The sequence below is a fragment of the Shewanella amazonensis SB2B genome (assembly GCF_000015245.1).
Lineage (GTDB): Bacteria > Pseudomonadota > Gammaproteobacteria > Enterobacterales > Shewanellaceae > Shewanella > Shewanella amazonensis.
The window spans coordinates 1,522,095-1,546,400 of sequence record NC_008700.1; the positions used below are offsets into that span (position 1 = coordinate 1,522,095).

Annotated in this window: 22 protein-coding genes and 1 other RNA gene; 17 read left to right on the top strand and 6 right to left on the bottom strand. The window is 51.8% G+C overall.

Annotated features, from left to right (window positions below):
* The first annotated feature begins 114 nt into the window (after positions 1–114).
* From pspA to ffs, 8 genes are all read left to right on the top strand, one after another.
* A complete protein-coding gene (pspA, locus tag SAMA_RS06485) occupies positions 115–798 on the top strand; it encodes a phage shock protein PspA (protein ID WP_011759353.1) in 684 nt (227 codons plus the stop codon).
* A gap of 24 nt (positions 799–822) precedes the next feature.
* A complete protein-coding gene (gene pspB, locus SAMA_RS06490) occupies positions 823–1,062 on the top strand; it encodes an envelope stress response membrane protein PspB (protein ID WP_011759354.1) in 240 nt (79 codons plus the stop codon).
* Positions 1,049–1,444, top strand: coding sequence for an envelope stress response membrane protein PspC (pspC, locus tag SAMA_RS06495; protein WP_011759355.1), 396 nt, complete (start codon positions 1,049–1,051; stop codon positions 1,442–1,444). Before pspB ends, pspC begins: the two co-directional genes overlap by 14 nt.
* 88 nt (positions 1,445–1,532) lie before the next feature.
* Entirely contained in the window at positions 1,533–2,954 is a 1,422-nt protein-coding gene (locus SAMA_RS06500; RefSeq protein ID WP_011759356.1) for a YcjX family GTP-binding protein, read from the top strand.
* A gap of 24 nt (positions 2,955–2,978) precedes the next feature.
* The gene (locus SAMA_RS06505) at positions 2,979–4,067 is read left to right on the top strand and encodes a TIGR01620 family protein (RefSeq protein ID WP_011759357.1); all 1,089 of its coding nucleotides are present in this window, start codon (positions 2,979–2,981) and stop codon (positions 4,065–4,067) included.
* Positions 4,068–4,178: 111 nt separating this feature from the next.
* Complete coding sequence (locus tag SAMA_RS06510; RefSeq protein WP_011759358.1) at positions 4,179–5,357, top strand: trans-sulfuration enzyme family protein; 1,179 nt, start codon at positions 4,179–4,181, stop codon at positions 5,355–5,357.
* A 96-nt stretch (positions 5,358–5,453) separates the two neighbouring features.
* On the top strand, positions 5,454–5,765 hold the full coding sequence (locus SAMA_RS06515; RefSeq protein WP_011759359.1) for a ComEA family DNA-binding protein: 312 nt from the start codon (positions 5,454–5,456) through the stop codon (positions 5,763–5,765).
* Positions 5,766–5,916: 151 nt separating this feature from the next.
* An RNA gene (gene ffs, locus SAMA_RS19265) (signal recognition particle sRNA small type) lies at positions 5,917–6,013 on the top strand.
* Between the two features lie 10 nt (positions 6,014–6,023).
* Here ffs and SAMA_RS06520 read toward each other — a convergent pair.
* Genes SAMA_RS06520 through dinG form a run of 6 tightly spaced genes read right to left on the bottom strand, consistent with a single transcriptional unit; the run spans position 6,024 to position 11,472 of the window.
* Entirely contained in the window at positions 6,024–6,308 is a 285-nt protein-coding gene (locus tag SAMA_RS06520) for a late competence development ComFB family protein (RefSeq protein ID WP_011759360.1), read from the bottom strand.
* 13 nt (positions 6,309–6,321) lie between these two features.
* Complete coding sequence (locus tag SAMA_RS06525) at positions 6,322–7,239, bottom strand: histone deacetylase family protein (protein WP_011759361.1); 918 nt, start codon at positions 7,237–7,239, stop codon at positions 6,322–6,324.
* Between the two features lies 1 nt (position 7,240).
* The gene (locus tag SAMA_RS06530; protein ID WP_011759362.1) at positions 7,241–7,945 is read right to left on the bottom strand and encodes a DUF2057 domain-containing protein; all 705 of its coding nucleotides are present in this window, start codon (positions 7,943–7,945) and stop codon (positions 7,241–7,243) included.
* Positions 7,946–7,954: 9 nt separating this feature from the next.
* Positions 7,955–8,617 carry a primosomal replication protein gene (locus SAMA_RS06535; RefSeq protein ID WP_011759363.1) on the bottom strand — a complete coding sequence of 221 codons (663 nt, stop codon included), beginning with the start codon at positions 8,615–8,617 and terminating at the stop codon, positions 7,955–7,957.
* The gene (locus tag SAMA_RS06540; RefSeq protein ID WP_011759364.1) at positions 8,614–9,387 is read right to left on the bottom strand and encodes a TSUP family transporter; all 774 of its coding nucleotides are present in this window, start codon (positions 9,385–9,387) and stop codon (positions 8,614–8,616) included. The genes SAMA_RS06535 and SAMA_RS06540 overlap by 4 nt, the downstream gene beginning before the upstream one ends.
* Before the next feature lie 9 nt (positions 9,388–9,396).
* Complete coding sequence (dinG, locus tag SAMA_RS06545) at positions 9,397–11,472, bottom strand: ATP-dependent DNA helicase DinG (RefSeq protein WP_011759365.1); 2,076 nt, start codon at positions 11,470–11,472, stop codon at positions 9,397–9,399.
* A gap of 101 nt (positions 11,473–11,573) precedes the next feature.
* Here dinG and SAMA_RS06550 point away from each other — a divergent pair, with 101 nt between their 5' ends.
* The 9 genes from SAMA_RS06550 to SAMA_RS06590 all read left to right on the top strand — a co-directional run bounded on the left by SAMA_RS06550 (position 11,574) and on the right by SAMA_RS06590 (position 24,306).
* Positions 11,574–13,979, top strand: coding sequence for a DNA polymerase II (locus SAMA_RS06550; protein WP_011759366.1), 2,406 nt, complete (start codon positions 11,574–11,576; stop codon positions 13,977–13,979).
* Positions 13,980–14,197: 218 nt separating this feature from the next.
* Complete coding sequence (locus SAMA_RS06555; protein WP_011759367.1) at positions 14,198–15,406, top strand: porin; 1,209 nt, start codon at positions 14,198–14,200, stop codon at positions 15,404–15,406.
* A gap of 354 nt (positions 15,407–15,760) precedes the next feature.
* The gene (locus SAMA_RS06560) at positions 15,761–18,484 is read left to right on the top strand and encodes a TonB-dependent receptor plug domain-containing protein (RefSeq protein WP_011759368.1); all 2,724 of its coding nucleotides are present in this window, start codon (positions 15,761–15,763) and stop codon (positions 18,482–18,484) included.
* 69 nt (positions 18,485–18,553) lie between these two features.
* Positions 18,554–20,335 carry a tetratricopeptide repeat protein gene (locus tag SAMA_RS06565; RefSeq protein ID WP_011759369.1) on the top strand — a complete coding sequence of 594 codons (1,782 nt, stop codon included), beginning with the start codon at positions 18,554–18,556 and terminating at the stop codon, positions 20,333–20,335.
* 265 nt (positions 20,336–20,600) lie between these two features.
* Positions 20,601–21,383 (top strand): DUF3450 domain-containing protein, encoded by a 783-nt coding sequence (locus tag SAMA_RS06570; protein WP_011759370.1) that lies wholly within the window; start codon positions 20,601–20,603, stop codon positions 21,381–21,383.
* The gene (locus SAMA_RS06575; protein WP_011759371.1) at positions 21,383–22,738 is read left to right on the top strand and encodes a MotA/TolQ/ExbB proton channel family protein; all 1,356 of its coding nucleotides are present in this window, start codon (positions 21,383–21,385) and stop codon (positions 22,736–22,738) included. The genes SAMA_RS06570 and SAMA_RS06575 overlap by 1 nt, the downstream gene beginning before the upstream one ends.
* The gene (locus tag SAMA_RS06580; protein WP_011759372.1) at positions 22,738–23,265 is read left to right on the top strand and encodes a MotA/TolQ/ExbB proton channel family protein; all 528 of its coding nucleotides are present in this window, start codon (positions 22,738–22,740) and stop codon (positions 23,263–23,265) included. Before SAMA_RS06575 ends, SAMA_RS06580 begins: the two co-directional genes overlap by 1 nt.
* Before the next feature lie 13 nt (positions 23,266–23,278).
* On the top strand, positions 23,279–23,683 hold the full coding sequence (locus tag SAMA_RS06585) for an ExbD/TolR family protein (RefSeq protein WP_011759373.1): 405 nt from the start codon (positions 23,279–23,281) through the stop codon (positions 23,681–23,683).
* 2 nt (positions 23,684–23,685) lie between these two features.
* Complete coding sequence (locus SAMA_RS06590) at positions 23,686–24,306, top strand: energy transducer TonB (protein WP_011759374.1); 621 nt, start codon at positions 23,686–23,688, stop codon at positions 24,304–24,306.

Below are 24,306 nucleotides of genomic sequence, written 5' to 3' on the forward strand. Positions count from 1 at the left end.
AATAAAGAGAATCTTAAAATTTCAGCTTTGTTGTTGAAAAATATATAAAAACCAAAGTTGGCACGCTCTGTGTATTACTCATAGCGACAACCAACTATATGTGAGGATTGAATTATGGGTATTTTCTCTCGTTTCGCGGACATCATTAACTCCAACATCAGTGCCTTGCTGGACAAGGCAGAAGATCCGGAAAAAATGGTTCGCCTTATCATTCAGGAAATGGAAGACACCCTGGTGGAAGTGCGCTCTACCTCAGCCAAGGTGCTGGCCGAAAAGAAAGACATCCTTCGCCGCATCGCCCGAGTTGATGCTCAGGTTCAGGATTGGGAAGAGAAAGCCGAGCTGGCCATCTCCAAAGAGCGTGAAGATCTGGCCCGTGCTGCCCTGGTAGAAAAGCAAAAAGCCTCTACCCTGGCCGATACTCTGCAGCGCGAGCTCGAAGTGGTCGAAGATCATATCCTGCGCCTGAAAGAAGAAGTAACTCAGCTTCAGGAAAAACTGGCCGATGCCAAGGCACGCCAGAAGACCATCATCATGCGCAAGCAGACTGCTTCCAGCCGTCTTGAGGTAAAAAAGCAGCTGGATTCCAGTAAAATAGACAATGCCATGCTGAAGTTCGAGCAGTATGAACAACGTGTCGAGAGCCTGGAAGCTCAGGTGGAGTCATACGATCTGGCCAACAAATCCAGTCTGAACGACGAGTTTGCCGCTCTGCAGGCCGAAGATTCAGTGAATGCCGAGCTGGAAGCCCTGAAGGCGAAAATGAAGGGCAAGACCAAAGAAAAAGCTGGCAAGTAACGAATTATTCGGGGGAGGTGAGTTATGGATATGGATGTATTGATGGCGCCCATTATTATTTTCATGGTGATAGTGGCACCCATATGGCTGGTTCTGCATTACCGCAGCAAGCGGCAGGTGAGCCAGGGACTTACCGACGAAGAGTTCAAACAGCTTCACGAACTCATCGCCCTGGCTGACAAGATGGATCAGCGTATCGAGACTCTGGAAGCCATTCTGGACGCCGAGTCTCCTGAGTGGAGGAACAAGCATGAGCACGCGTGATGGCAGGACCCTCTATCGCATTCCCCAGCAAGGCAAAATTGCCGGGGTCTGCGCCGGAGTCGCCGATTACTTCGGCTTCGAGACCTGGTTGGTGCGAGTGGTGGCCGTGTCCATCTTCCTCCTTGGCGGCTCAGGTATCATCTTCATTCTTTACGTGGCCCTGTGGATGATTTTGGATGTGAAGCCGGCATCGACAAAGGTCCACGATGACATCAGCGAAATTGAGGTCAAACGCAAGGTCTGGCAGGCCGGAGAACCCGCCAAACAGGCACTGGCCGATGTGAACAGTCGCTTCCGCTCCCTGGAGTCAAGGCTCCGGTCACTCGAGCGCTACGTGACATCAGACAACTACGACTTAAAGCGGCAAATCAATAACCTTTAAGTTAACTACGGGCGACTCGGTCGCCCTTTGTCTTTGTTGGCAACGAATAAAGCAAAGACGCTGTTAAGGGAATGACACAGGAGATTCTATGGCGAGCAGCCCGGTGGATAAACTCACACAAAAGGCACGCGATCTGCTGGCGAGGAGCACAGACCGGCATTTAAGACTGGCGGTAACCGGCCTCTCGGGAGCAGGGAAAACCGCCTTTATCACAGGCCTTGTCCATCAGCTTCTGAGTGCCACCGCTGCAAACGATAAAAATCTGCCGCTGTGGCAGGTGAGCCGCGATGAAAGACTGGTTGGTGTTCGCCGCGCCAGTCAGCCTGATTTAAACATTGCCAGTTTTGACCTGCAAGGAGCGCTGGCGGCCTTATCACAGACGCCGCCAGCCTGGCCTGCATCTACCCGCAACCTGTCTGAGATCAGGCTCGAAATCCGCTATCGCCCCAAAGGCGGCCTGTTATCAAAACTCTCTGATGTGTCCACCCTGTATCTGGATTTGGTGGACTACCCGGGGGAGTGGCTGCTGGATTTACCCATGCTGCGTCAGGACTACGCCAGCTGGAGTCAAAGCGTGTTTGCTGCCATCAACAAGCGCGCACCATCCGAGTCTTTGAAGGCTTTTATTGAGGCGGCAAGCCGGGTTCGCCTGGATGAGCCATTAAGCGATGAAGAGTTTGAACGTATCGCAGGCCTGTATCGCGCCTACCTTGAAGAGTCTGTGCATCGTCAGGGTTATTATTTCGCCCAGCCCGGACGCATGTTGCTGCCTGGAGAGCTAGAAGGCGCGCCCCTGCTGGCGTTTTTCCCGTTGCCGCTGGATGAGGCGGCACATAAGCGTGCCGCAGAAGCCGGTAAGGACAGCGCTTACAGCCAGCTTTGTCGCCGTTACCGTGAATACGTGGATGCCGTAGTCGAGCCCTTCTTTAAACGTCACTTTGCCCGTTTTGACCGGCAATTGGTGCTGGTGGACTGCTTCAGTGCCCTCAATCGTGGCCGAGCCCAGTTTGAAGACATGAGCCTAGCGCTGGATGGCATTCTTGAAAGTTTCAGGTTTGGTCAGTCCAGCCTGATCCGCAGGTTGTTTTCACCCCGAATCGACAAACTGCTGTTTGCCGCCAGTAAAATTGACCACGTGACCCGGGATCAGCAGGGCAGGGTGCTGGGGCTGCTTAAACACATGCTGGGGCGAAGTGAGCACTTCGCTCGCTTCGAAGGCTGTCAGGTGGAGGCCATGGCCATCAGCGCCATTCGTGCCACCCGTCCGGGGATGGTCAATACCGAAAAAGGCGAGGTCGAAGTGGTCACAGGAACCGAGCTTGCCACCGGCAAACCCATTACCCTGTTTCCCGGCGAAGTGCCGCAAAGCTTACCCATGCCGGATTTCTGGCAAAAGCAGGGCTTTGAATTTGTGCAGTTTGCGCCCATAGCCAGAAATGGCGAAAGCCCCATGTCCCATATCCGCCTCGATCATCTGCTGGAATACCTGCTTGGCGATAAGCTTGCCTGAGTGGGAACCAGTGAGTAGCAGGAGATGACTGAAATCATGAAAGACGAGACGCCGCTGGCGCCCGCACGCCGCTTTGAATCTGAGCGGCCAACCGACGATGCCCTCGCAGGCACTCAGCGTTTTGCCGTTGAGACCGAGGTGCGCAGCCTTGATGAAACTGAGCTTGAACAGGCACTGTCCCCCCTCGATGCCCACATCACTTTGCAGGGACTGAAAGGCCGCCGCTGGTCGCCCCTGGCGAAGTGGGCACTCACAGGCCTGGGTGTGCTTGTAGTCACTGAAACCGCTCTGGGCTTAATGGACGCTTATCGCCAAAGCCCTTGGTTGTTTGGGCTTTATGGCGTGGTGCTTGGGCTGGTGCTGACCTGGGGGCTTGGGGCGGCCTGGCGCGAGTACCTTCTGCTTAAACGTCTTAAAGCCACCGATGATGCCAGAGAGCAGGGCGCCAGAATTCGTGAGAGCGTACAAATCGGCGAGGCCGATGCCTTTATCAATAGCCTCAGCAGCAAGGCGCCAGCTGATGCACTCAGTAAATTCAAGACGTTGGTGCGTGATGAGCATAATGATGCGGAAAAGCTGACCCTGTACGAGGAGTGTGTACTCACAGCGCAGGATGAAGCCGCCAAACGCAAAGTCAGTCGCTATGCGATGGAGTCGGCAGCGTTGCTGGCGGCAAGCCCGTTGGCGGTGCTCGATATGGGGATCATTCTGTGGCGGAACCAGAAAATGATCCGGGATGTGGCGGACTGTTATGGTGTCGAACTTGGCTACTGGAGTCGCATCCGGCTTATCCGCGCCATTTTGGTCAATATCTTCTATGCCGGCACCACAGAGCTTGTGACCGACCTTGGCAGTCAACTGCTGTCGGTGGAGATGACAGGTAAGCTGTCTGCCCGCCTTGCCCAGGGCCTTGGAGGCGGGCTGCTCACTGCCCGGCTTGGCTACCAGGCCATGGCGCTTTGCCGGCCGTTGACCTTCAAAACGGAGCAGAAACCCAAGCTTTCACGTATCCATCAGCAACTGCTTGTTGAACTTAAGTCTTTGTTTAGTAGCGCTCTAAATGGCCAGGTGGATAGCCGTCTGCGTCGTAACAAAGATTTTACAAATGGCTGACGCTTAATTCTGCTGCGGCCCTTGGCGTTTGCGCCCGGGGCAGTCATGTTAGTGCCCACACCACCGCCACAACCTATAATTTCTTAAGGTGGTGCTTTTGGGAGAGCAGTTATGCAGGAGAAAAGCAAGTTAGCCACCCTCGTCGTTCATGGTGGCCACGAGCGTGATGCCATGGGGGCGCTGGTGAGTCCCCTCTATCAGAGTGCGACCTTTGTATTCGACAACGCCCGTCAGGGTGGTGCCCGTTTTGCCGGTGATGAGGCTGGCTATATCTACACCCGACTGGGTAATCCCACGACAGCTGAGCTTGAGCGCAAGCTGGCCATTCTAGAAGGGGCCGAGGAAGCAGCAGCTACGGCGTCCGGTATGGGCGCTGTGTCAGCGGCGCTGCTTGCCAATCTGAGCCAGGGCGATCATCTGGTGGCGAGCCGGGCCGTGTATGGCTGTACCTTTGCCCTGATGACTGATCTGATGGCCCGTTTTGGGATTGAAGTAACTCTGGTGGATTTTAAAGAGCCTGCCGCCATCGAAGCCGCTATCCGTGACAATACCCGGGCGATTTTCTGTGAAACCCCGGTGAATCCCCATCTGGATGTATTCGACCTCGATGCCATTGCTGCCATCGGCAAGAGACACGGTTTGCTTACCATTGTCGATAACACCTTTATGACTCCGCTGCTGCAGCGCCCGCTGGACCACGGCATTGATATGGTCATTCACAGCGCCACCAAGTACCTCAATGGTCATGGCGATGTGATTGCCGGCATGGTGGCAGGCAGCAAGGAACAGATTGATAAAGTGAAATATCAAATCATCAAGGATATAGGCGCTGTGATGTCGCCCCATGATGCCTGGTTGATACTGAGGGGCATGAAAACCCTAGATGTGCGTGTGCAGCGCCACTGTGATAATGCGGAAAAAATCGCGGATTTCCTTGAGGCTCACCCCAGGGTAGGGCGAGTCTACTATCCGGCGCTTAAGAGCCATCAGGGACACAGGTTCCTGGGAACGCAGATGCGCCGCGCCGGGGGCGTTATTGCCTTTGAACTTAAGTCGGATATCGAAGGTTCCATCAATTTTGTCGACAGTCTCAAGGTGTTCACCATCGCTGTAAGCCTGGGGGATGCCGAGTCCCTTATTCAACACCCGGCATCCATGACGCACTCACCATACACCCCCGAAGCGCGGCTTGAGGCGGGGATTACAGATACCTTGCTGAGAATTTCGGTAGGACTGGAAGATGTGGATGATTTGATTGCGGATTTATCTCAGGCTTTGGCAAAAATCTAACCGGAGATTTGCGCTTTTACAAAGGGTAACTAGAGTTATTGGAGTGGCAAGGAAAGGGAGCCCCGGCCACGTTAAACATCTCAATGGAGTGAACCTATGAACAAGCTACTTGTTACCCTTTTGCTTGGCGCCGCCTTCACGCATTTTCCGCTGCTGGCCGCCGAAGCCCCCAAAACAGACACAGCCCCTAACGCTGAGGTGCAGATGCCTCAGACCAGTAAAATCAACATCAACACCGCGACCGAAAGCGAACTGCAGTTGCTCAAAGGCATTGGGCAGGCAAAAGCCAAGGCGATAGTTGAGTACCGTAACCAATATGGCCGCTTTGCCAGTGTGGAAGACCTCACCAAGGTGGCTGGCGTTGGTCAGAAGGTGCTGGACGACAACAGGGATATCTTGAGTCTCTAACTGACAAAAGGCCTGCATTGCAGGCCTTTTGTTTATCTATTGTGCTGTTGTGCAGGGTAAAAGCGCTAATTTCCGGTTTTAACTTGATTTGCCGCTTGGCATTGGGGGATAATCGGCGCCGTTCCATCGCAGATGGAAATCTATGGCGGACCCAGGGTCCCCCCGCAATGATAACCTGTGAACTCGGCCAGGTCCGGAAGGAAGCAACCGTAGCAGGCGACTCGTGTGCCGGGGTGTGGCTCTGGGGACGTCACCAATCTAGTCATTTTCGCGTTCGCGAAGCCGCTCCAGATTTCGTTTCTTCAAAAATGCGCGGGACTTTTCCAGTGCCGTTTGTATTTCGTTGCGCATTTGCTTCAGCTCCTGATAGTCCTCAAAAAAATACGTGTCTACCAGATGGCGGATGTAACGCACGGGAAGCTGATTGAGGGTAATACAGGACAGGTCGGCCAGATAATCTTCAGGAAGCTCATCCATCAAGCCTTCGTCAGACAAAATTTCCATGAGCAGCACTTCATAGTAGTTTCGGATTTCGAGTTGCATAAGATGCTCCGCGTTATTCATTATCCCCTTGCCATACCTGATTGGCGGCAATAAATAATTGGCTGTGTCTTTCGCTCAAGTGTAGTGGATTTGCAGAGTATCCGCCGCCAATCACAGCAGCCAATGGCAACCCGGCGTTCCTCGCCATGGTGATAACCAATTTGTCTCTGCGAAGCAGACCTTGGGTACTGATATTAAGGTGCCCCAGCCTGTCATCATGATGAACATCGACTCCAGCATCATAGAGAATGACATCCGGCTTTTCCAGATGCAGAAGGTATTGGAATACTTGCTCCAATGCATCGAGATAGTCGTCGTCCTCCAACCCTTTTGGCAGCGGAACATCATAGTCGGACGCGGGCTTGCGACTGGGAAAATTACTATCGCAGTGCACAGATACACTGATGATATCGTCCATGTCTGCGCACAGGGTGGCGGTGCCATCACCCTGATGTACGTCACAGTCAAGGATCATCACACGGCTTGCATGGCCCTCGTCGATCAGGTGCCTTGCCGCCAATACCAGATCGTTAAACACACAATATCCGCTGCCAAAATCCCGGTGAGCATGGTGGTAGCCACCTGCAAGATGCAGCGCAATACCCCGACTCATGGCAAGCTTGGCCGTGAGCAGTGACCCGCCCAAAGAATGCAGGGTGCGTTCGACCAGAGCGTGGCTCAAGGGAAATCCCAACCTGCGAATGGCTTGCGGTGACAGAGTGCCATTGAGAAAGGCATCTACGTAATCTGAGTCGTGAACGCCTTTAATAAAGGTCGCGTCTACCGGGTCAGGTGAGACAAATTGCGCTTCCAAAGCATGCCCATACTCCAGCAAATGCTGCCGGAGATGGGCGTACTTGGTGATGGGGAACTGATGCTTTGGGGGCAACACCAGCTTGGAATAGCTGGTGTGATAGACCAGAGGGATCATGTCAGAGCTGTTTGATTGCCCAGCTCATAAACTCTTTGCGGGTTTTCTCGTCGGCTTGCAGCCACCAGTATTGCAGCATTTGCTGCGCATGGGCGCCACCAACGGCGGGCGAAACCGGGCTGGCTGCTGCCGGTACGGCAGTATCAGCGACTACGGGGGCAGTTGCTTGACTTGCCGGTGCTGAGGGCGCTGCGCTGGCTACAGCAACTGTGGCGGCGGTGGCGGCAGCGGCGGCTTCGTCAATATCCACGCCTTTGGAACCACCAAAGAGACGACCGACGAAGCTGTCTTCTTTGTAGTCTGTCTGGACTATTTTGTAGCTGACCTCGCCCTTGTCGGCACGGTTAACCACGACCTGAGGCGCTTTAGCAAACTGCTTGGGCTGTTTGACAACCTCACCACTGGCGGGTTTGAGGAAGTAATCATAATCACCATCAACCCTGAGCGTCAGAATAAAAGGGGCTGATTTAACAAAGGTTTGGCTGTCACTGAACTCATCGTCCACCATGTCGTGGTAACGGATGGCAATCTTGTGGGTGCCCGGAGACAGGTCAAGCTCGGCTTTGTGGGAAAAACTGTTGGTAGCAATTTCCTGGCCGTCCAGTGCCAGATACTCAAAAGACATAGGAATGGTGAGACTGCCGGCAAACACCGAGGATGAAGCGGCCAGCGCAAGCAGAGCGCCGACAGGCAAAACTGATTTCATTGTTGCTCCTTAACGATTGTGACTGTGATACGGCCGCTCGAATGCCTGGATACGATCTTCAATGTAACTGATTGCCTGACGACACTTTCCGAGCCTGCGGTGCATCAAAAGGATCTCATTTTGCGTTTTGATTTTGTCAGTACCGTGACAATTTTCAAGTATTGTTTCCATTTGCTCGATCTTTGACTCGATTTTTCTGGCCCAGTTCAAATGTTTATTTAACTCTTCATAGAGTTGATGGCTATTTTGCATGACGCCGGCCGCAATCCAGGCAAAGCCGCTATTGTCGTGGCGCCGCTCCTGACTGGCCAGTATACGCTTTCTGGCACTGTCTTTTGCCTGAGCCGCGGCCTTCACGCCTATCCCGGTGGTGGCCAGCGCCCGTTTAACGGCGCTGAATCTGTCGTTGATACGCTCACAGGCGGCGATGATGGTGGACGCGTTTAAATTGAGCTTGAGTCTCTGCTCCAGCTGTTTGATGTCTTTTTCAATCTGGCCTATGCAGGGATAAAGCTGGGCACCATGCTGGATAAACAGCTCATCGTTAAACCTTTCAGTGTCCTGCATCAATTTACGGCTATGGGCGGGCAGCGATGCATCGTGCTGAAGTACTTCCTGTTCCAGGGTTTTCAGCTGGCTTCGCAGGCGTGACAGTAATCCGTCATATTTCAAAACCAGGCTCTCCAGGCGAGTTGGGTGGATGCGGCAAACACAATCAGAATAAACACTGGCCGAATAAAGGGAAGCCCAAAATGAATGGCGCTGCGGGCACCGAGGTAGGCCCCTGCCATCATGGATGCGCCCAGAAACAAACCCACTGCAATGTCAACCTGGCCAAAGATCATAAACACTGATAAGGCGGTGATGTTGCTAATCAGGGTCATGGCCCTTGCCAAGGCACAATTTTGCAATACCGGTAAACGGTAAAGGCGGCTCGAACTCAAGGTCCAAAAGGCACCAATTCCGGGGCCGGCGTAGCCATCGTAAAATCCCAGAGGCACGCCCTGCATCCATTGGTGTTTGGTGCTGGCCGGCGCCTGTGGCTCCTGTGCTTTTGGGTGCTCAATGGCGGCGGGTTTGATCAGGGTGTAAAGGGCGATAGCCATGATGATGAGCGGCAGCAGCTTTTGCAAAATCCCGGCATCGGTAAGGTAAACGGCGATTGTCCCCAGCAGGGCGCCAATAAAGGTGGCTGCGGCACTGTGACGCCAAAAGGTCGGGGTCAATAGTTGCTGCCGGTAGTAGGTCCAAGCCGCGGTAGCCGAGCCAAAACAGGCCGACAATTTATTGGTACCCAGCGCCTGATGGGGCGGTAGTCCGAATGACAGCAATGCCGGAATCGACAGGAGGCCGCCACCGCCCACAACTGCGTCAATAAATCCGGCAATCAGACCGACCAGCGCCAACAACAGCAGGCTGGTGGGGTCTTGCAGTAATTCCACAGAGGGTTCCTATTCAATAACCCTGCGATAAGGGGGCAGGGCGTCCAGCAGAGACTTGCCATATCTTTTACTGACAAGGCGTCTGTCCAATATGGTGATCCTGCCATAGTCCTGCTCTTTTCGCAGCAAACGACCGCAGCTTTGAATGAGCTTGCGTGAGGCATCGGGAATGGTCAGTTGCAAAAAAGGATTGCCACCTTTCTCTTTTATGTACTCCGCATGGGCCTGCTCTACCGGTGATGTGGGCACCGCAAAGGGCAGTTTGGTGACTATCAGGTTGGTGAGGTACTCACCGGGTAAGTCAAGACCCTCTGAAAAACTGCCGGTGCCAAAGAGCAAGGATGGCTTACCTTCATCACAACGCTTTTTATGGCTGTCCAGCAAAAGCTGACGTGGCGAGTTGCCCTGGATAAGCAAGGGGATTTTCAGTTTTGGGCCGATGATGTCGGCAACCTTTTCCATCTGCCAGTAAGAAGCGAATAACACCAGACTGGCCATTTCATGTTCAGTAAGCTTTAAAATGTGCTCGGCCAGTTCATCGGTGTAATTGTCGTCGGTCGGTTCGGTGCGCATTTTGGGCAAATACAGGGTGGCGTTGTTTTCAAAGTCGAAAGGCGATTGCAACGCGAGATAGCGACTGCCATCGTGCAGCGACAAGCCTACCTGATGGGCGAAATAGTCAAATTGATTCAGTGCCCGCAAGGTTGCGCTGCACAGCACCACCCCAGCCGCCTTTTCCCACAGCATGGATTCCAGCATAAAGCCGACTTCGATAGGGGAGGCGCACAGCAGGTAGTCCACTTGTTTATTGGCCGGCAAGAGTTCAATCCAGCGCGCCGTGGGTGCGCCTTTTTTACTGTCCTCTTTGGCCATCATTTTCCAGAGTTTGTGCAGGTTCTCGAGCCGCTGCAGCATAAAGCCGGTTTCGGTTTGCAGCGTATCGGCCTGATGGCGTGGGATGTCGCCATCCTTGATGGCTTCACCCAGCAGAAGTTGCATCTTATTGAACTGCTTCAAGGCACCGCTGGTGGCCGTGGCCAGGTTTTCCGCGTGACGTTTAAGCACCTCCGGCAGTGCGCCATGGGTAAAGCGCAGGCGGTTTTCCGGGTTGTCGAAACGGGCCTTTTCGCCGTCGCAATAATGGGCAACCTGGTTGAGCATACCGGCGATGTCAGCGACATGGTCTTGCATGGCCTGTGACGGCGCTATGATGTTGTTGCTCTTGATTTGGTTTTGCAATTTGGCGGCGGTCTTGCCAATTTTTTCAAGCCAGTCAGCGGCCCCTCTCAATGTCGCCTGCGCGCTGGAAAAATCCCGTGCGACCACTGGCAGGTGATGGGCTTCGTCAATCACGTAAAACATTTCTTCAGGATCGGGCAGTATAATACCGCCGCCTAGCTCGAGATCGGCGAAGAGCAGGCTGTGGTTGGCTATAAGCACATCCCAGGTATCCACATCTTCCCGTGCCTTGTGGAACGGGCATTGGCGGTGACTGGCATTTTGCCTGTGACAGGAATGCTTGTCGCAGGCAATTTGTTGCCAAAGGTGATCGGGGATAGGCGTCTCCAGCGTGTCTATTTCGCCGTTCCAGAGGCCCTTGTGGAAATCGCTGTGCAGCTTTTGCAGCATCTCTACCTGCGCCGTGTCGGGCTTGGTCTGCCACATGGCCATTTGAGTGCCGTTATTGTCGCCTATGAGCATCTCGAGTTTGGCCAGGCACACATATCTTTGCCTGCCTTTTACCAGCCCAAATCGAAAGTTGAGCCCGGACTGCGCCAAAAAGAAAGGTAAATCCTTGTGCAGCAGCTGCTCCTGCAGGGCCACGGTTGCAGTGGCGATACAGACTTTCTTTTTTTGAGTCAAAGCCAGCGGAATGGTGCCTAAAATGTAGGACAAAGACTTACCAATCCCTGTGCCAGCTTCGACAACTATGATGCGCCTGTGCTTGTCATATTCCCCTGCCAGCGTCTTGGAGATCTCAGCCACCATATAGTTTTGCTCGCGTCGGGATCGGAAGTTTGGCAACGCGGCGGCAATATCTTTATAGATTGCGCGGATCTGGGTTTTGACTTTGTCTGGCAGCATGGGGCTCTCGGCAGCTCAATTATGCTGTACATAATAACAGTGATTGCTTAGGCTAAGAACCCTGCAATCATTGCTTATGTGTGTTTTTTACTCCTTTACCCATGGAATTGTCGTCCCCTTGCTACCCTGGCTTCAATGAATCACTGGCTCCGATACTGCTCAGGGGGCGGGTGCTCACGCGCGCCAATGTGCAGCGCAGCGGTGACACTGTGCTGGAATATCTGATTAAAACCGTCAACGGGCCGGTGAAGGTGGAAGTGCATAATCAAAGACCCATGGCCTTTTGCCATAGCGATGATGTAGAGCGCTTGCTCGTGGAGGGCGCTGAAACTGAAGTCTGGTCGCACCCACTCGAGCTGCAAAGTTTCAGCAGGCAACCCGTGCATGCAATCTATTGCCGTACAGGGCTTATGCTCAAGCGCCTCGTAAATCGAGCGCAGGAGTTGGGTATTGCGCTTTATGAGGCCGATATCAAACCAGAGCAGCGCTTCCTGATTGAACGTTTTGTGGCCCTTGATGCCGAGTTTTTCGGCCACTTCGACTCGAGCGGCCCAAGCCGGTTTGTTGCCAGCCGGGTGAGGGCAACCAGTCAACACATTCCCCTGAAAGCGGTTTCCCTCGATATCGAATGCAGTATGTCGGGGGAGCTCTATTCCATTGGTTTATATGGTGACTGCGAACCCAAAGTCATCATAGTCGGTGAGGGGGAAACCGAGCTCACTTGCCATCGGGATGGGGTGGAACATAAGGTCGCCGTGGAGTGGGCTTGTGATGAAGTGGCCCTGCTGTTATCGCTGCAGCGCTGGTTTATGGAGGTTGACCCCGACATCCTCTTGGGCTGGGCTGTGGTGACTTTCGATCTGTCGCTCCTGTGGCGTAGGGCAAAACACCATGGTATGCGGCTTTGCATCGGGCGGTTCGGTAAACCACTCGCTTGGAAAGTAGAAGACAAGCACAGACCGGAGACCCTGGACTTGTCCGGACGGGTAGTTCTCGATGGTATTGATTGGTTAAAGGCCGCATTTTACCAGTTTGACAGTTTCGCCTTGGACAGGGTGGCGGGTGAACTCCTGGGGGAGGGCAAAGCTATCCATAATCCTGATGACCGTGGCGAAGAAATCACCCGGTTGTTTCGTGAAGACAAAGCTGCTTTGGCCTATTACAACCTCACCGACTGCCGCCTGGTGTGGGATATTTTTCAAAAGACCGATCTCATCCATTTTGCCCTTGAGCGGGCGCGCCTCACTGGATTGGAATTTGGTAGGGTGGGTGCCAGTATTGCGGCTTTTAATCACCTTTATCTGCCCCATTTGCACCGGGCGGGTTTTGTGGCACCGGCAATGCAAACAGTCCCCGGGCCCGATAGCCCGGGTGGCTATGTGATGGATTCGGTTCCGGGCTTATATCGCAACGTATTGGTGCTGGATTACAAGAGCCTGTATCCCTCCATCATCCGAACCTTTTTAATCGACCCCAAGGGGCTCGTGCTCGGTCTATCTGAACCTGAGGCCATGTCTGTTGAAGGATTTCGCGGCGCGAGATTCAGTCGACAGTCGCCCATTTTGCCCAAACTTGTTGCAACACTGGCGAGTCGTAGAGAAGAGGCAAAAGCTAACCAGAACGGCCCCATGTCTCAGGCGGTGAAAATCATCATGAACTCTCTCTATGGGGTGCTGGGTTCCCGTGGATGTGTATTTCACGATTATCGTTTGGCAAGCTCCATTACCCTGCGGGGGCATGAGATCATGCGCACAACCAAGGCCTGGATAGAAGCGGAAGGATTTCAGGTCATCTATGGCGACACCGACTCTACCTTCGTTTGGTTGGGTGACGAGGCCGGGAATGCAAAGGCCACGGGGCGTGCGCTTGTGGACATGGTGAATCAGCGGTGGCGTGAGCAGCTGCGAGAGGATAAAGGACTTGAGTGCTTTTTGGAGCTTGAGTTTGAACGGCACTTCGAGCAATTTTTTATGCCCACACTCAGACACTCCACCGAAGGAAGCAAAAAACGCTATGTTGGGCTGTACGACAATGGCAATGAAAAGGTACTTGTGTTCAAGGGAATGGAGCAGGTTAGAAGTGACTGGAGTCCGCTGGCTCGCCGGGTTCAATACGAACTTTACCGGCGGTTATTCCAGCAGGAAAACTTGACTGAGTATGTGCAGGAAGTAGAGAAGTCGTTGTATTCCGGAGAGCTCGATGATGAGCTGGTGTTCCATAAACGTCTCAAGCGTGATATTAGCCAGTACACGGCAAAATCCGCTCCCCACGTGAAAGCCGCTGCCTTGCTTGTCAGTGCAACGGGTGATGCCAACCGGGGAAAGCGTGGTGCAGCTATCAGGTACCTCTTTACCAAAGCGGGGGCTGAGCCCTTGGGTTTTCAGTCTCAGCCAATTGATTATGACTACTACTACGACCGCCAATTGTTACCCATTTTGGAACCCATACTCGCCGTTTTGAAAATTAATTACCAAAAATCAGGCGCTGAGCAATTGTTGTTAATCTAGTATGTCGCCATGCAATCTTGAGTGTTTTAGGTTAATAGTCGGTTAATTGCTTATCTGATAGAGATTTCAATTGATGGCTGTTGTGATTTTTAACACGTTTGCTGCATTTTTTCTTTGTCGAGCGCTTCGTGGTTTGCTAATCTTCGGCGGTTCCAGGATGGAAATAAAATTACGGAAAATATCCTGCGACTCGATCTCCACAAATAAGGTTAGGCACCATGAACAAGACTCTCATCGCCGGCGCAATATTGGCCTCGCTGGTGGCTCCCACCGTTTCTGCCATCGAAATTTACAAAGACGACAAAAACGCCGTCTCCATCGGTGGTTTTATCGACGCCCGCGCAATTCATACCCAGGACACCACAGAAGTGGTAAACGGTGCCTCTCGTATTAATTTTGGCTTTGAGCGTGCCCTCAGCCACGACTGGAAAGCCTTTGCCCTGCTCGAGTGGGGGATCAATCCCTTCGGCAGCAGTGAGATTGTTTATAACAACAAATTCGAAACCGTACAGGACGAGTTCTTTTACAACCGTCTTGGTTATGCCGGTCTGAGCCATGACACCTGGGGTACCCTCACCATCGGTAAACAGTGGGGCGCATGGTATGACGTGGTCTACGGCACCAACTACGGCTTTGTGTGGGATGGAAACGCCGCGGGCGTTTATACCTACAACAAAGATGATGGTGCAGTAAATGGCACCGGCCGCGGTGATAAAGTCATCCAATATCGTAACAGCGTGGGTGACTTCAGCTATGCCATCCAGGCTCAGTTAAAAAACAGCACTTTCTTCACCTGCGACTTCGACGATATCACTCAAGATGACTGCCAAGCCTTGTGGCAGCAGGGCAAGCGCGAAGCCCAGCAGGTTGAATATAACTACACCTACGGCGGCGCAGTTACCTGGAAGGCAACTGACAAATTGGCATTGGCGGTGGGCGTAAACCGCGGTGAATTTGATGTGACCTATGGTAACGGCGACCAAATTACTGCGGTTGATCTGATCTACGGCGTGGGCGCGACCTGGGGTGATTTTGACACAGATGGTTTTTATGCCTCTCTTAATTACAACTACAACGAAAACCACGATACAGACAACATAGGTCGCTTGATTAAAGAGGCCTTTGGTATCGAGTCACTGTTCTCCTACAAATTTGAGAATGGTTTCCGCGCATTTGTATCTTATAACTTGCTGGACGCCGGTAACGACTACGTTATCCAACCAAACTTTAATGCCGACCCCAACGACGTATTCAAACGTCAATTTGTGGTAGCGGGTTTACATTATGTTTGGGATAAAGACACAGTGCTGTATGTGGAAGGACGTAAAGACTTCAGTGATTTCAGCAGTGCCGATGTCGAACAGGAAGCGAGAATGGCGCTTTCGGAAGATGACGGTATCGCAATAGGCATTCGTTACACATTGTAATAAAAATGTTACTGAAAAAGACCCGGTTAATCCGGGTTTTTTTATGCCTGATTAAACGCATAACCACCTGTTTGCTATTGACTTATAGACACTTATTCTCAGTCGGACATACTTAAGGATGGCCGTGTTGCTCTATTTATTTCGTTGGCAAACACGAAATTGCACTGGAAGATATGCTGTTTATTTAAGCACTCGCATCGAACAAATTGTATTTAGCCTGTTTTTGGATGTTGAAAAAATGTTTTTTATGTGTTTCCATCCACAGTTGAAAGTGACAAGGTGTTTACTTGTGTAACGCCTCTAACACAAGCCCACAGGGCAAATTATAAAAACTGAAATCCAGGGAGATAGACGATGCTTAAGAACAGCATGCTGGCAAAATCTGTGCGTTTTGCCTTAGTAGCAGGTGCGACGACTGCAGCGTTTACCGCGCCAACTGTATATGCAGCTGACGAGGGCGAAAAAGTCGAGCGTATCGAAGTAACTGGCTCTCGTATCAAGCGTACTGACCTTGAAACTGCCAGCCCGATCACCATGTTTTCTGCTGAAGACATCGCGAACTCAGGTGTAGCTACCCTCGAAGACTTCGTACAAAACATTCCTGCCATCAACGGTGGCGCCGAAGGTTCTTCTGTAAACAACGGTAGCCGCGGCTTTGCGACTGCTTCTCTGCGTGGTCTGGGTTCAGGCCGTACTCTGGTTCTGATCAACGGTCGTCGTTTCGCTTCTGGCGATTTGAACTCTATTCCTACTGCTTACGTTGAGCGTATCGAAGTTCTGCGTGACGGTGCTTCCACCGTTTACGGTTCTGACGCTATCGCCGGTGTAATCAACTTCATCACCAAGAAAGATTTTGAAGGTATTGAGTTCGGTGCTCAGTACGATATCGCCAGTGAAGGCGACGGTGAGAAGACTCTGCTGTCTGTGACCACTGGTACTTCCAGCGATCGCGGCAACGTGGTTATGTCTCTGCAATACACCAAGCGTGAAGCGATTTGGCAGGGCGATCGTGATTTCTCTGCTTGCCCAATATTTGAACGTGGTGGTGAGAAAGTTTGTGGTGGTTCAGGTACCATCCCTTACGGTCAATTCTTCTATACTGGCGCTAACAGCCCAGCCGGCGGTCACGTAATTGACCCATCAACTGGTGCAATTCGTAAGTTTGACCAAGCGGTTGATGGTTACAACTATGCCGTTGCCAGCTACATGGTGACCCCTCAGGAAGTGTTCAGCATCAACGGTGCTGGCCGCTACGAAATCAGCGATACCCTGACCGGTTTCATGGAAGGTGGTTTCACCAACCGTCAGTCTGACCAGTTGATGGCACCAGAAGGTACCTTCTGGGGACCAACCATGCCAGCCTCAAACCCATACAACCCAACCGGTGAAGACCTGATTGTGGTGCGTCGTCTGGCAGAGACCGGCGGTCGTGGTTTTACTCAGGACTTCTCCGACTACCGCATGGTATTTGGTCTGGAAGGTTCTCTGGGCGATTACTACTGGGATCTGTCATACAACTTCGCACGTTATGTTGACTCACGCCTGGACTTGGGCCGTGTAAACCCGACTCGTGCCGAAACCCTGCTTGACCCGGATCTGTGTGCTAAAGATTCAGATTGCCCAGGTATCTGGAACCCACTGGCCGAAGGTACTCTGACGCCAGAAATGCTGGCTTACGCCTTCGTACCTAACTCGCCAGTGGTTCGCGGTGAGACCCGTCAGCTGCAGGGTAACATCTCCGGTAGCCTGTTCGGTCTGGAACTGCCAGGTGGTGAAGTCATGTTCGCTGCCGGTTTTGAGAAGCGTTGGGATGAATACCAGAGCGTACCAGATGGTGCGGCTTCTATCGGCCAGATCTACTCTGTAGCTGGTGAGCCAACTTCCGGTGACTACTCTGTAAACGAAGCTTACGCTGAATTCGATATGCCAGTCCTCGAAGGCCTGCCATTCGCCGAGTCTGTACGCGTAACTGCTGCCGTACGTTACTCTGACTTCGACTTCCTGGATGATGGTTCTACCAACACCAAGTTCGGTCTGGAGTGGGTACCATTCGACGGTCTGATGCTGCGTTCTACTCTGGCTGACGGTTTCCGTGCACCAAGCGTGAGCGAACTGTATGCTCCTCAGTCTGAAACCAACCTGGCCTACGCAGAGCCTTGTAAGAACTACGCTACCGGTACTCAGAACGCGACCGTTAAAGCCAACTGTGCTGCCGAAGGTCTGCCAGGAAACTTTGAACTGTCTTCTAACCAGTCTTCTACTGTAGTGGGTGGTAACCCAGATCTGCAGCCAGAAGAGTCTGAAAGCTTTACTGCCGGTTTCGTATACAGCCACGACATCGGTTTCAGCGCCAGTGTTGATTACTTCAACATCGAAATCACCAACGGTATCGGTACTGCCGGTACTGACAACGTGGTTAGCGCTTGCTGGAACTCAGCCAACTTCTCAAGCCCACTGTGTGACCTGATCAAAGGCCCAAGCTTGACTGGTGATGCTCCACACCCAACTTCTCCATACCGTACTGCGCTCGGTCCAGTTGCAGGTATCCTGCTGACCAACGCCAACCTGTCTACCTTCGAGACTTCAGGTTATGACTTTGACCTGTCTTACAAGACTGACATCGGTGAAGGCCAGTTCTCTGCACTGCTGAACGGTACTTACCTGGAGCAGTATGACTACCTGCCATACGAGGGTGCTGACATCGTTTCTGCCGCCGGTAAAGTGGCTGCTGACCAGTGGGAAACCACCCTGGCTGTGTTCCCAAGACTGCGTGCCAACCTGTCTTTGAACTACACCATGGATAACTGGTCTGTAAGCTGGCAGACCCGCTACCAGTCTGAAGGTGAAGACTACTTCGCCAGCGAAGACAACCTGGACAACATTGCTGATTCCATCTGGTATCACGATGTACAGGGTACTTACTTCGCTATGGACAACCTGTCTCTGACTGTGGGTGTGCGTAACCTGTTCGATGAAGAAGCTCCATACATCTCCAACAACCAGGATATGAACACCATCCCAGTGTCTTACGACACTGCCGGTCAGTACTGGTACGCTCGCGTAAATGTTAAGTTCTAATTGAACTGACATTTATCGTAGCAACAAGCCAGCCTCCGGGCTGGCTTTTTATTTACAGGTGTAATGGTGATGAATACGCAACAGGTGTTTATCTCTGGAGTGCAACTCTTTCAGGCTGGAAATTTCGCTGGGGCTAGCCAGTGTTTTTCAACGGTCGTGCAGCAGATCCCGCACCATTTGGATGCGCACTTCCTATTGGCGCAGTGTCGCCGAAAGCTGAACGACCCGGACGGGGCCGAAAAAATACTTCGCTGGTTATTATCGGTAAGAAGAACTCCCGAGTATCTGATAATGTTGGCGAATATAAACATTGCCAAACAGGCTTGGATAGAGGCTGAAACACAACTGCGCGATGCGATTGAGCTGAAACCTTCATTTGATGCCTGGGTGAATCTCGGTAGACTTTACTTCGTATTGGAAAACTGGTCGCAAGCAAAAGTTGCTTTGCAGCGATCCCTTAAACTTCGCCCGAATGATGTGGGCTCGCTCATTTCGCTGATAGAGTGCTATCGAAGATTGGGGGAGGTTGAACAAGCCATTTCCGAGTTGAAGCTCCTGGTTCATAATGCCGACCTTAATCTTAGCCAACTCCATAAAATCGCTTTTTTGCTGCATTCCTTGGATCACAGTCAAGAGGCATTCGATCTGCTGCGATTCAGAATTCCTGTTGAGGGATTTAATGAAGGTTTGATGGGACTGCTGGCTAAACTTGTGCTGCAACACGAAAGCATTGACGGCGCTAAAGAGTTTATCACCGGCATGCTGAGCGTCCCATCCATTAAGCGAAGAGCCCTTGATTTACTCTTTAGACTTGAATGGGAAAGCGGGAAGGATTCTGCCTTTATCCATTATGAATCAGTACTTAAAAGTACTCCTTCAGAAGATGTTCTTGAAGACTACCTAAGAAAGCTCATTAAATGTGGCCGCTTTGAGTTTGCCTATCAACAACTGAACGGTCTAAATGAAGGGCAACCCAATAACCCCGTCCTTAAATTTCTTAAAGCGTTTATTGTCTGCGAGCTGGGGCATTTTGATGAGGCCCTGACTGAAATTAATGCGCTTATCGCACAATCCCCGGAAGACGGACAATTCATTGAACAGAAGGTTAAGACACTGCTCTCAATGAAACGGGCTGAGGAGGCTTTTGAACTGATGCAGCTCCGGTTAAAGCTACCGGATGTTAAACAGGGGACGTATGCGCTCTATGCCAGCGTTTTGAAATTGAGTGGTAGGGAACAGGAATATAGACGACTTTACGATTTCGATAAGCATATCAACTGTATTCAGATTGATCTGACATCAAACAACCTGCATGAACGGCTCAAGCAAAAGCTCACAGGAATGCATAGTGGCAATCGAGAGCCCTTCGAACAATCTCTGCGTGGAGGAAGTCAGACCACTGGTCATTTGTTCGAAAGCGGTGACCCGGATATTGCAGAGCTCAAGGAAAGATTGATGAAGCAGTTGGCGGAGCTGTTCTCGCGTGTAGACTTCAGTTCATCTGCTCCGTTGAACTCGTTGAATGTGGGTGAATTCACTATCACTGACTCCTGGTCAGTCCTGCTCAAAGACACGCACTTTCACGCCAATCATTTTCATAATGCCGGTGATCTCAGTGCTTGCCTATATTTGGATGTGTCCGGGGTGAACAGCCATCCGGGCGAAGGATGGATAAAATTTGGGGAGGCGGAACTGGGAGGTTGGGTGCAGGATTGTCCCGACTACTGTGTTAAGCCTGACACCGGGCTTTTGGTCGTATTTCCCTCTTATATGTGGCACGGAACTACACCATTCCTGAGTGACAAACAGCGGATGACTATCGCCTTTGATCTGCGCTTTTTAAGAGACTGAATCAGATGTTGGCTAGTCATCGGGTTTAGCATTACAGTTGCCTACAAACCCTGCCCACAGCCCATTCTCCCATGTTGACACAGGTCAACATTTTGTGAAATGATGCGAGCGGGTCTATGCCCTGCGGGGCATAGGAAAGGGAAGAAAACTCTAACAATCACAAGAGAAAGACCAACTTATGTGTGACAAACAGGCGTTTGACACCTCAAACTGCCTAAGTTACCTGTAAGTTAAACCTTTATTCACTTCAAATTGGTTGGGAACTATGTCCAAGGTAAGCAATAGAACCAAAATCGCTACTGCACTCGTTGGCGCGTTGGCTCTGGCCGGCAGCAACCTGGTGGTTGCAGACCCTCTGAAAGAGGTTCAAAACGCCGACGCCCAGATCCACGCCGATGCTGCTGCATCTCAGAAGAAAGTAGACAGCTACTTTGATCAAGCTCAGGACATGCTGTTTGAATACGGCTCTGTCGCTGATGAGCGTGAGGCTCTGAAAGCCTACAATGACTATCTGGCGTCTCTGGTTGCAGACCAGGAAAAGACCATGAAGTCTATTCAAGATGACATCAACGGTGTTGATAAACTGCGTCAGGGCGTAGTGCCTTTGATGTTCAAGATGGTTGAGTCACTGGAGCAGTTTGTTGCTCTGGACCTGCCATTCAACACTGAAGTTCGTAAAGAGCGTGTTGAAAATCTGAAAAACCTGCTCAGCACTGCTGAAGTTACCTTGGCCGAAAAATACCGTCTGATCCTGGATGCTTACAGCATCGAGCGCGAGTACGGTACTTTCGTTGCAGTTACTACTGGTAAGCTGAACCTGGATGGTAAGGAAGTTCTGGTTGACTTCTTCAACCTCGGTCGTGTTGCTCTGTACGCTCAGAGCTTGGACCAGAAAACCGGTTGGATGTACAACTCAGAAACCAAAGGTTGGGACAAGCTGGAAGACAGCCACCTGCGTGAGCTGACCAAAGGCATCCGTATCGCCCGTAAACAAGGCGCTCTTGACCTCTTTGCGTTACCAATCCCAGCTGCGGAGACTGCAAAATAATGAAGAAGTTAATTTCTACCGCCGTTGTTGCGGCCAGTCTGTCACTCACTGCCGGTATGGTTAGTGCTGCTGACGCGCCAAAGACTATTGATCAACTGCTTCAGCAAGTTAAAACTGAGCGTACCGCTGAAGGTAAAGTAAATGCCAAGCGCGAAGCTGAGTTCAAAGCTGAGCGTGGTGACAAAGCTTCTCTGCTGCAACGTGAAAAATCTGCTCTGGCTGCCGAAAAGCAGCGTGGCCAAGACCTGAACCAGGCCTTCATCGACAACGAGCGTAAAATCGCTCAGCTCGAAGAAGACCTGAAAACCGCTCAGGGTGACCTGGGTGAAATGTTTGGTGTGGTTAAAGGTGAAGCCGGTGATTTCGCTGGTAAGCTGGTAGGCTCTAACGTATCTGCTCAGTACCCTAAGCGTGACGTGTTCATCGCTGATCTGGGTTCTCGCAAGCAGCTGCCAAAAATCGAAGAACTGGAAAAGTTCTGGCAAGAACAGCTGTTCGAAATGGCTGAGTCTGGCAAAGTGGTTAAGTTTGAAGCTGCTGTAACCGACATCGACGGTAACGTAGTTAACACCACTGTTCACCGTATCGGTTCTTTCAACCTGACTGCCGATGGCAAGTATGTGGTATACAACCCAGAACTGGGTCTGATCCAACAGCTGTCTGCTCAGCCAGAAGGTTACCAGGTTGCGCCAATCGCTAAGTGGGAAGCCACTACCAGCGGTGCCGCCAAACTGTACATCGACCCAGCTCGCGGTACTCTGCTGAACATCTTCACCCAGAAAGCATCTTTCCAAGATCGTATCGAAGCCGGTGGCGTGATTGGTTACATCATCATCGGTCTGCTGGCCTTGGGTCTGCTGATTGGTCTTGAGCGTCTGCTGACTCTGTTCGTGATTGGTTCTAAAGTTAAATCTCAGGCCAAGAACGTAGCTAACCCAGGCAACAACGCACTGGGCCGTATCCTGAAAGTGTATCAGGACAACAAAGATGCCGACGTTGAAACTCTGGAACTGAAACTGGATGAAGCCATCCTGAAAGAAACTCCAGCTATCGAGACTCGTATCTCTATCATCAAAGTACTGGCCGCTATCGCTCCTATGATGGGTCTGCTGGGTACCGTAACCGGTATGATTGCAACCTTCCAGAGCATCCAGCTGTTCGGTACTGGCGATCCAAAACTGATGGCCGGCGGTATTTCTATGGCACTGGTAACTACTGTTCAAGGTCTGGTTGCTGCTCTGCCTCTGATGCTGGTTCACGCTATCGTTGTGGCTCGCAGTAAGACCATCGTTCAAACTCTGGAAGAACAGAGTGCAGGTATCATTGCTGAACACGCTGAGAAGAGGGCTAACTAATGATGCTATTCCTGATGGATGTATGGGATTCCGTCAGGGGCTTCATGGCCACCGGAGGCGACGTCCTCTGGCTTGTAGCGGTAGTGTTGTTTCTCATGTGGGTGTTGATGTTGGAGCGCTTTTGGTACCTTAACTGGATAGCACCAAAGCAGCATCTGGCGATCATCGCCTCATGGGAAGCCAGGGAAGAAACCACTTCCTGGTATGCACACCGTATCCGTGAAGCTTGGGTATCCCAAGCGAAGCAAGATATGAACGCACGTATGCTGATGATCAAGACCCTTGTGGCACTTTGTCCCATGATCGGTTTGCTCGGTACCGTAACAGGTATGATCACAGTGTTCGATGTGATGGCAGTACAGGGCACCAGTAACGCTCGTATGATGGCGGCTGGTATTTCTCAGGCCACCATGCCAACGATGGCAGGGATGGTTGCGGCACTGTCCGGGGTATTCTTCAGTACCCGTCTGGATGCCAAGATGAGAATTAGCCTTGAGCGACTGAAAGACAGTCTGCCTCACCACTAAAGAGAGATTTAACATGGCTCGTAAAAAGCATTCCAGCGTAGACGAGGAAGCTCAAATCGACATGACCCCGATGCTCGACATCGTGTTCATCATGCTGATCTTCTTCATCGTAACTACTTCGTTCGTGAAGCCATCTGGTTTGGACTACAACAAGCCTCCGGCAGCACAAGCGACTAAAAAGCCTTCAGCAAACATCTTTATCGGTGTGAGCAAGACTGGCGTCATCATGATGGAAAACCGTCAGGTTGACATCGAGCGTGTGACTGCAAACGTTGAGCGTATGTTGGCAGAAGCACCAGAAGCCTCTGTTCTGATCCAGGCAGACAAAGAAGCCCAACACGGCATCGTTGTTAAAGTTCTGGACCAGGTGAAGGCTGCCGGTATAGACAAGATCGCAGTATCTGCGGGGAACGACTAATTATGTTGAGAGCACTAGTATCTATCATTATTGGTGCTTTGGTGACATTTGGTTTGTTCTGGTTCATGGCTGCCTTGGTGGGGGGCGGTGCTCAACGCGCCGATACCTCCTCCGAAACCCCGGTGATTGAAATCACCATGGACAGGCAGGATGCGAAAGCGCAGAACAAACCAAGGGTGGTCCCAAAGCCGCCCCCACCACCAGAGCAACCGCCCAAGCCGGATACAACGCCACCAGACACATCGAGTAATATCGATACTGGCCTGACCTTTAACATGGGTGGGCTTGAGTCAGGCGGTGCCAGCACAGGGCTTAAATTGGGTAACATGATGACACGTGACGGTGATGCAACACCTATCGTGCGGATTGAACCCCAATACCCGATTGCTGCGGCTCGCGACGGTAAGGAAGGTTGGGTACAACTGCGCTTCACCATCAACGAGATTGGTGGTGTGGATGACGTAGAAGTTATCGCTGCAGAGCCCAAGCGCGTATTCGATAAAGAAGCGATTCGTGCACTGAAAAAGTGGAAGTACAAGCCTAAAGTTGTTGATGGCCAAGCCCAGAAGCAGCCCGGCATGACTGTACAACTGGACTTTAAACTGGATAAAGGAGGCAAATAA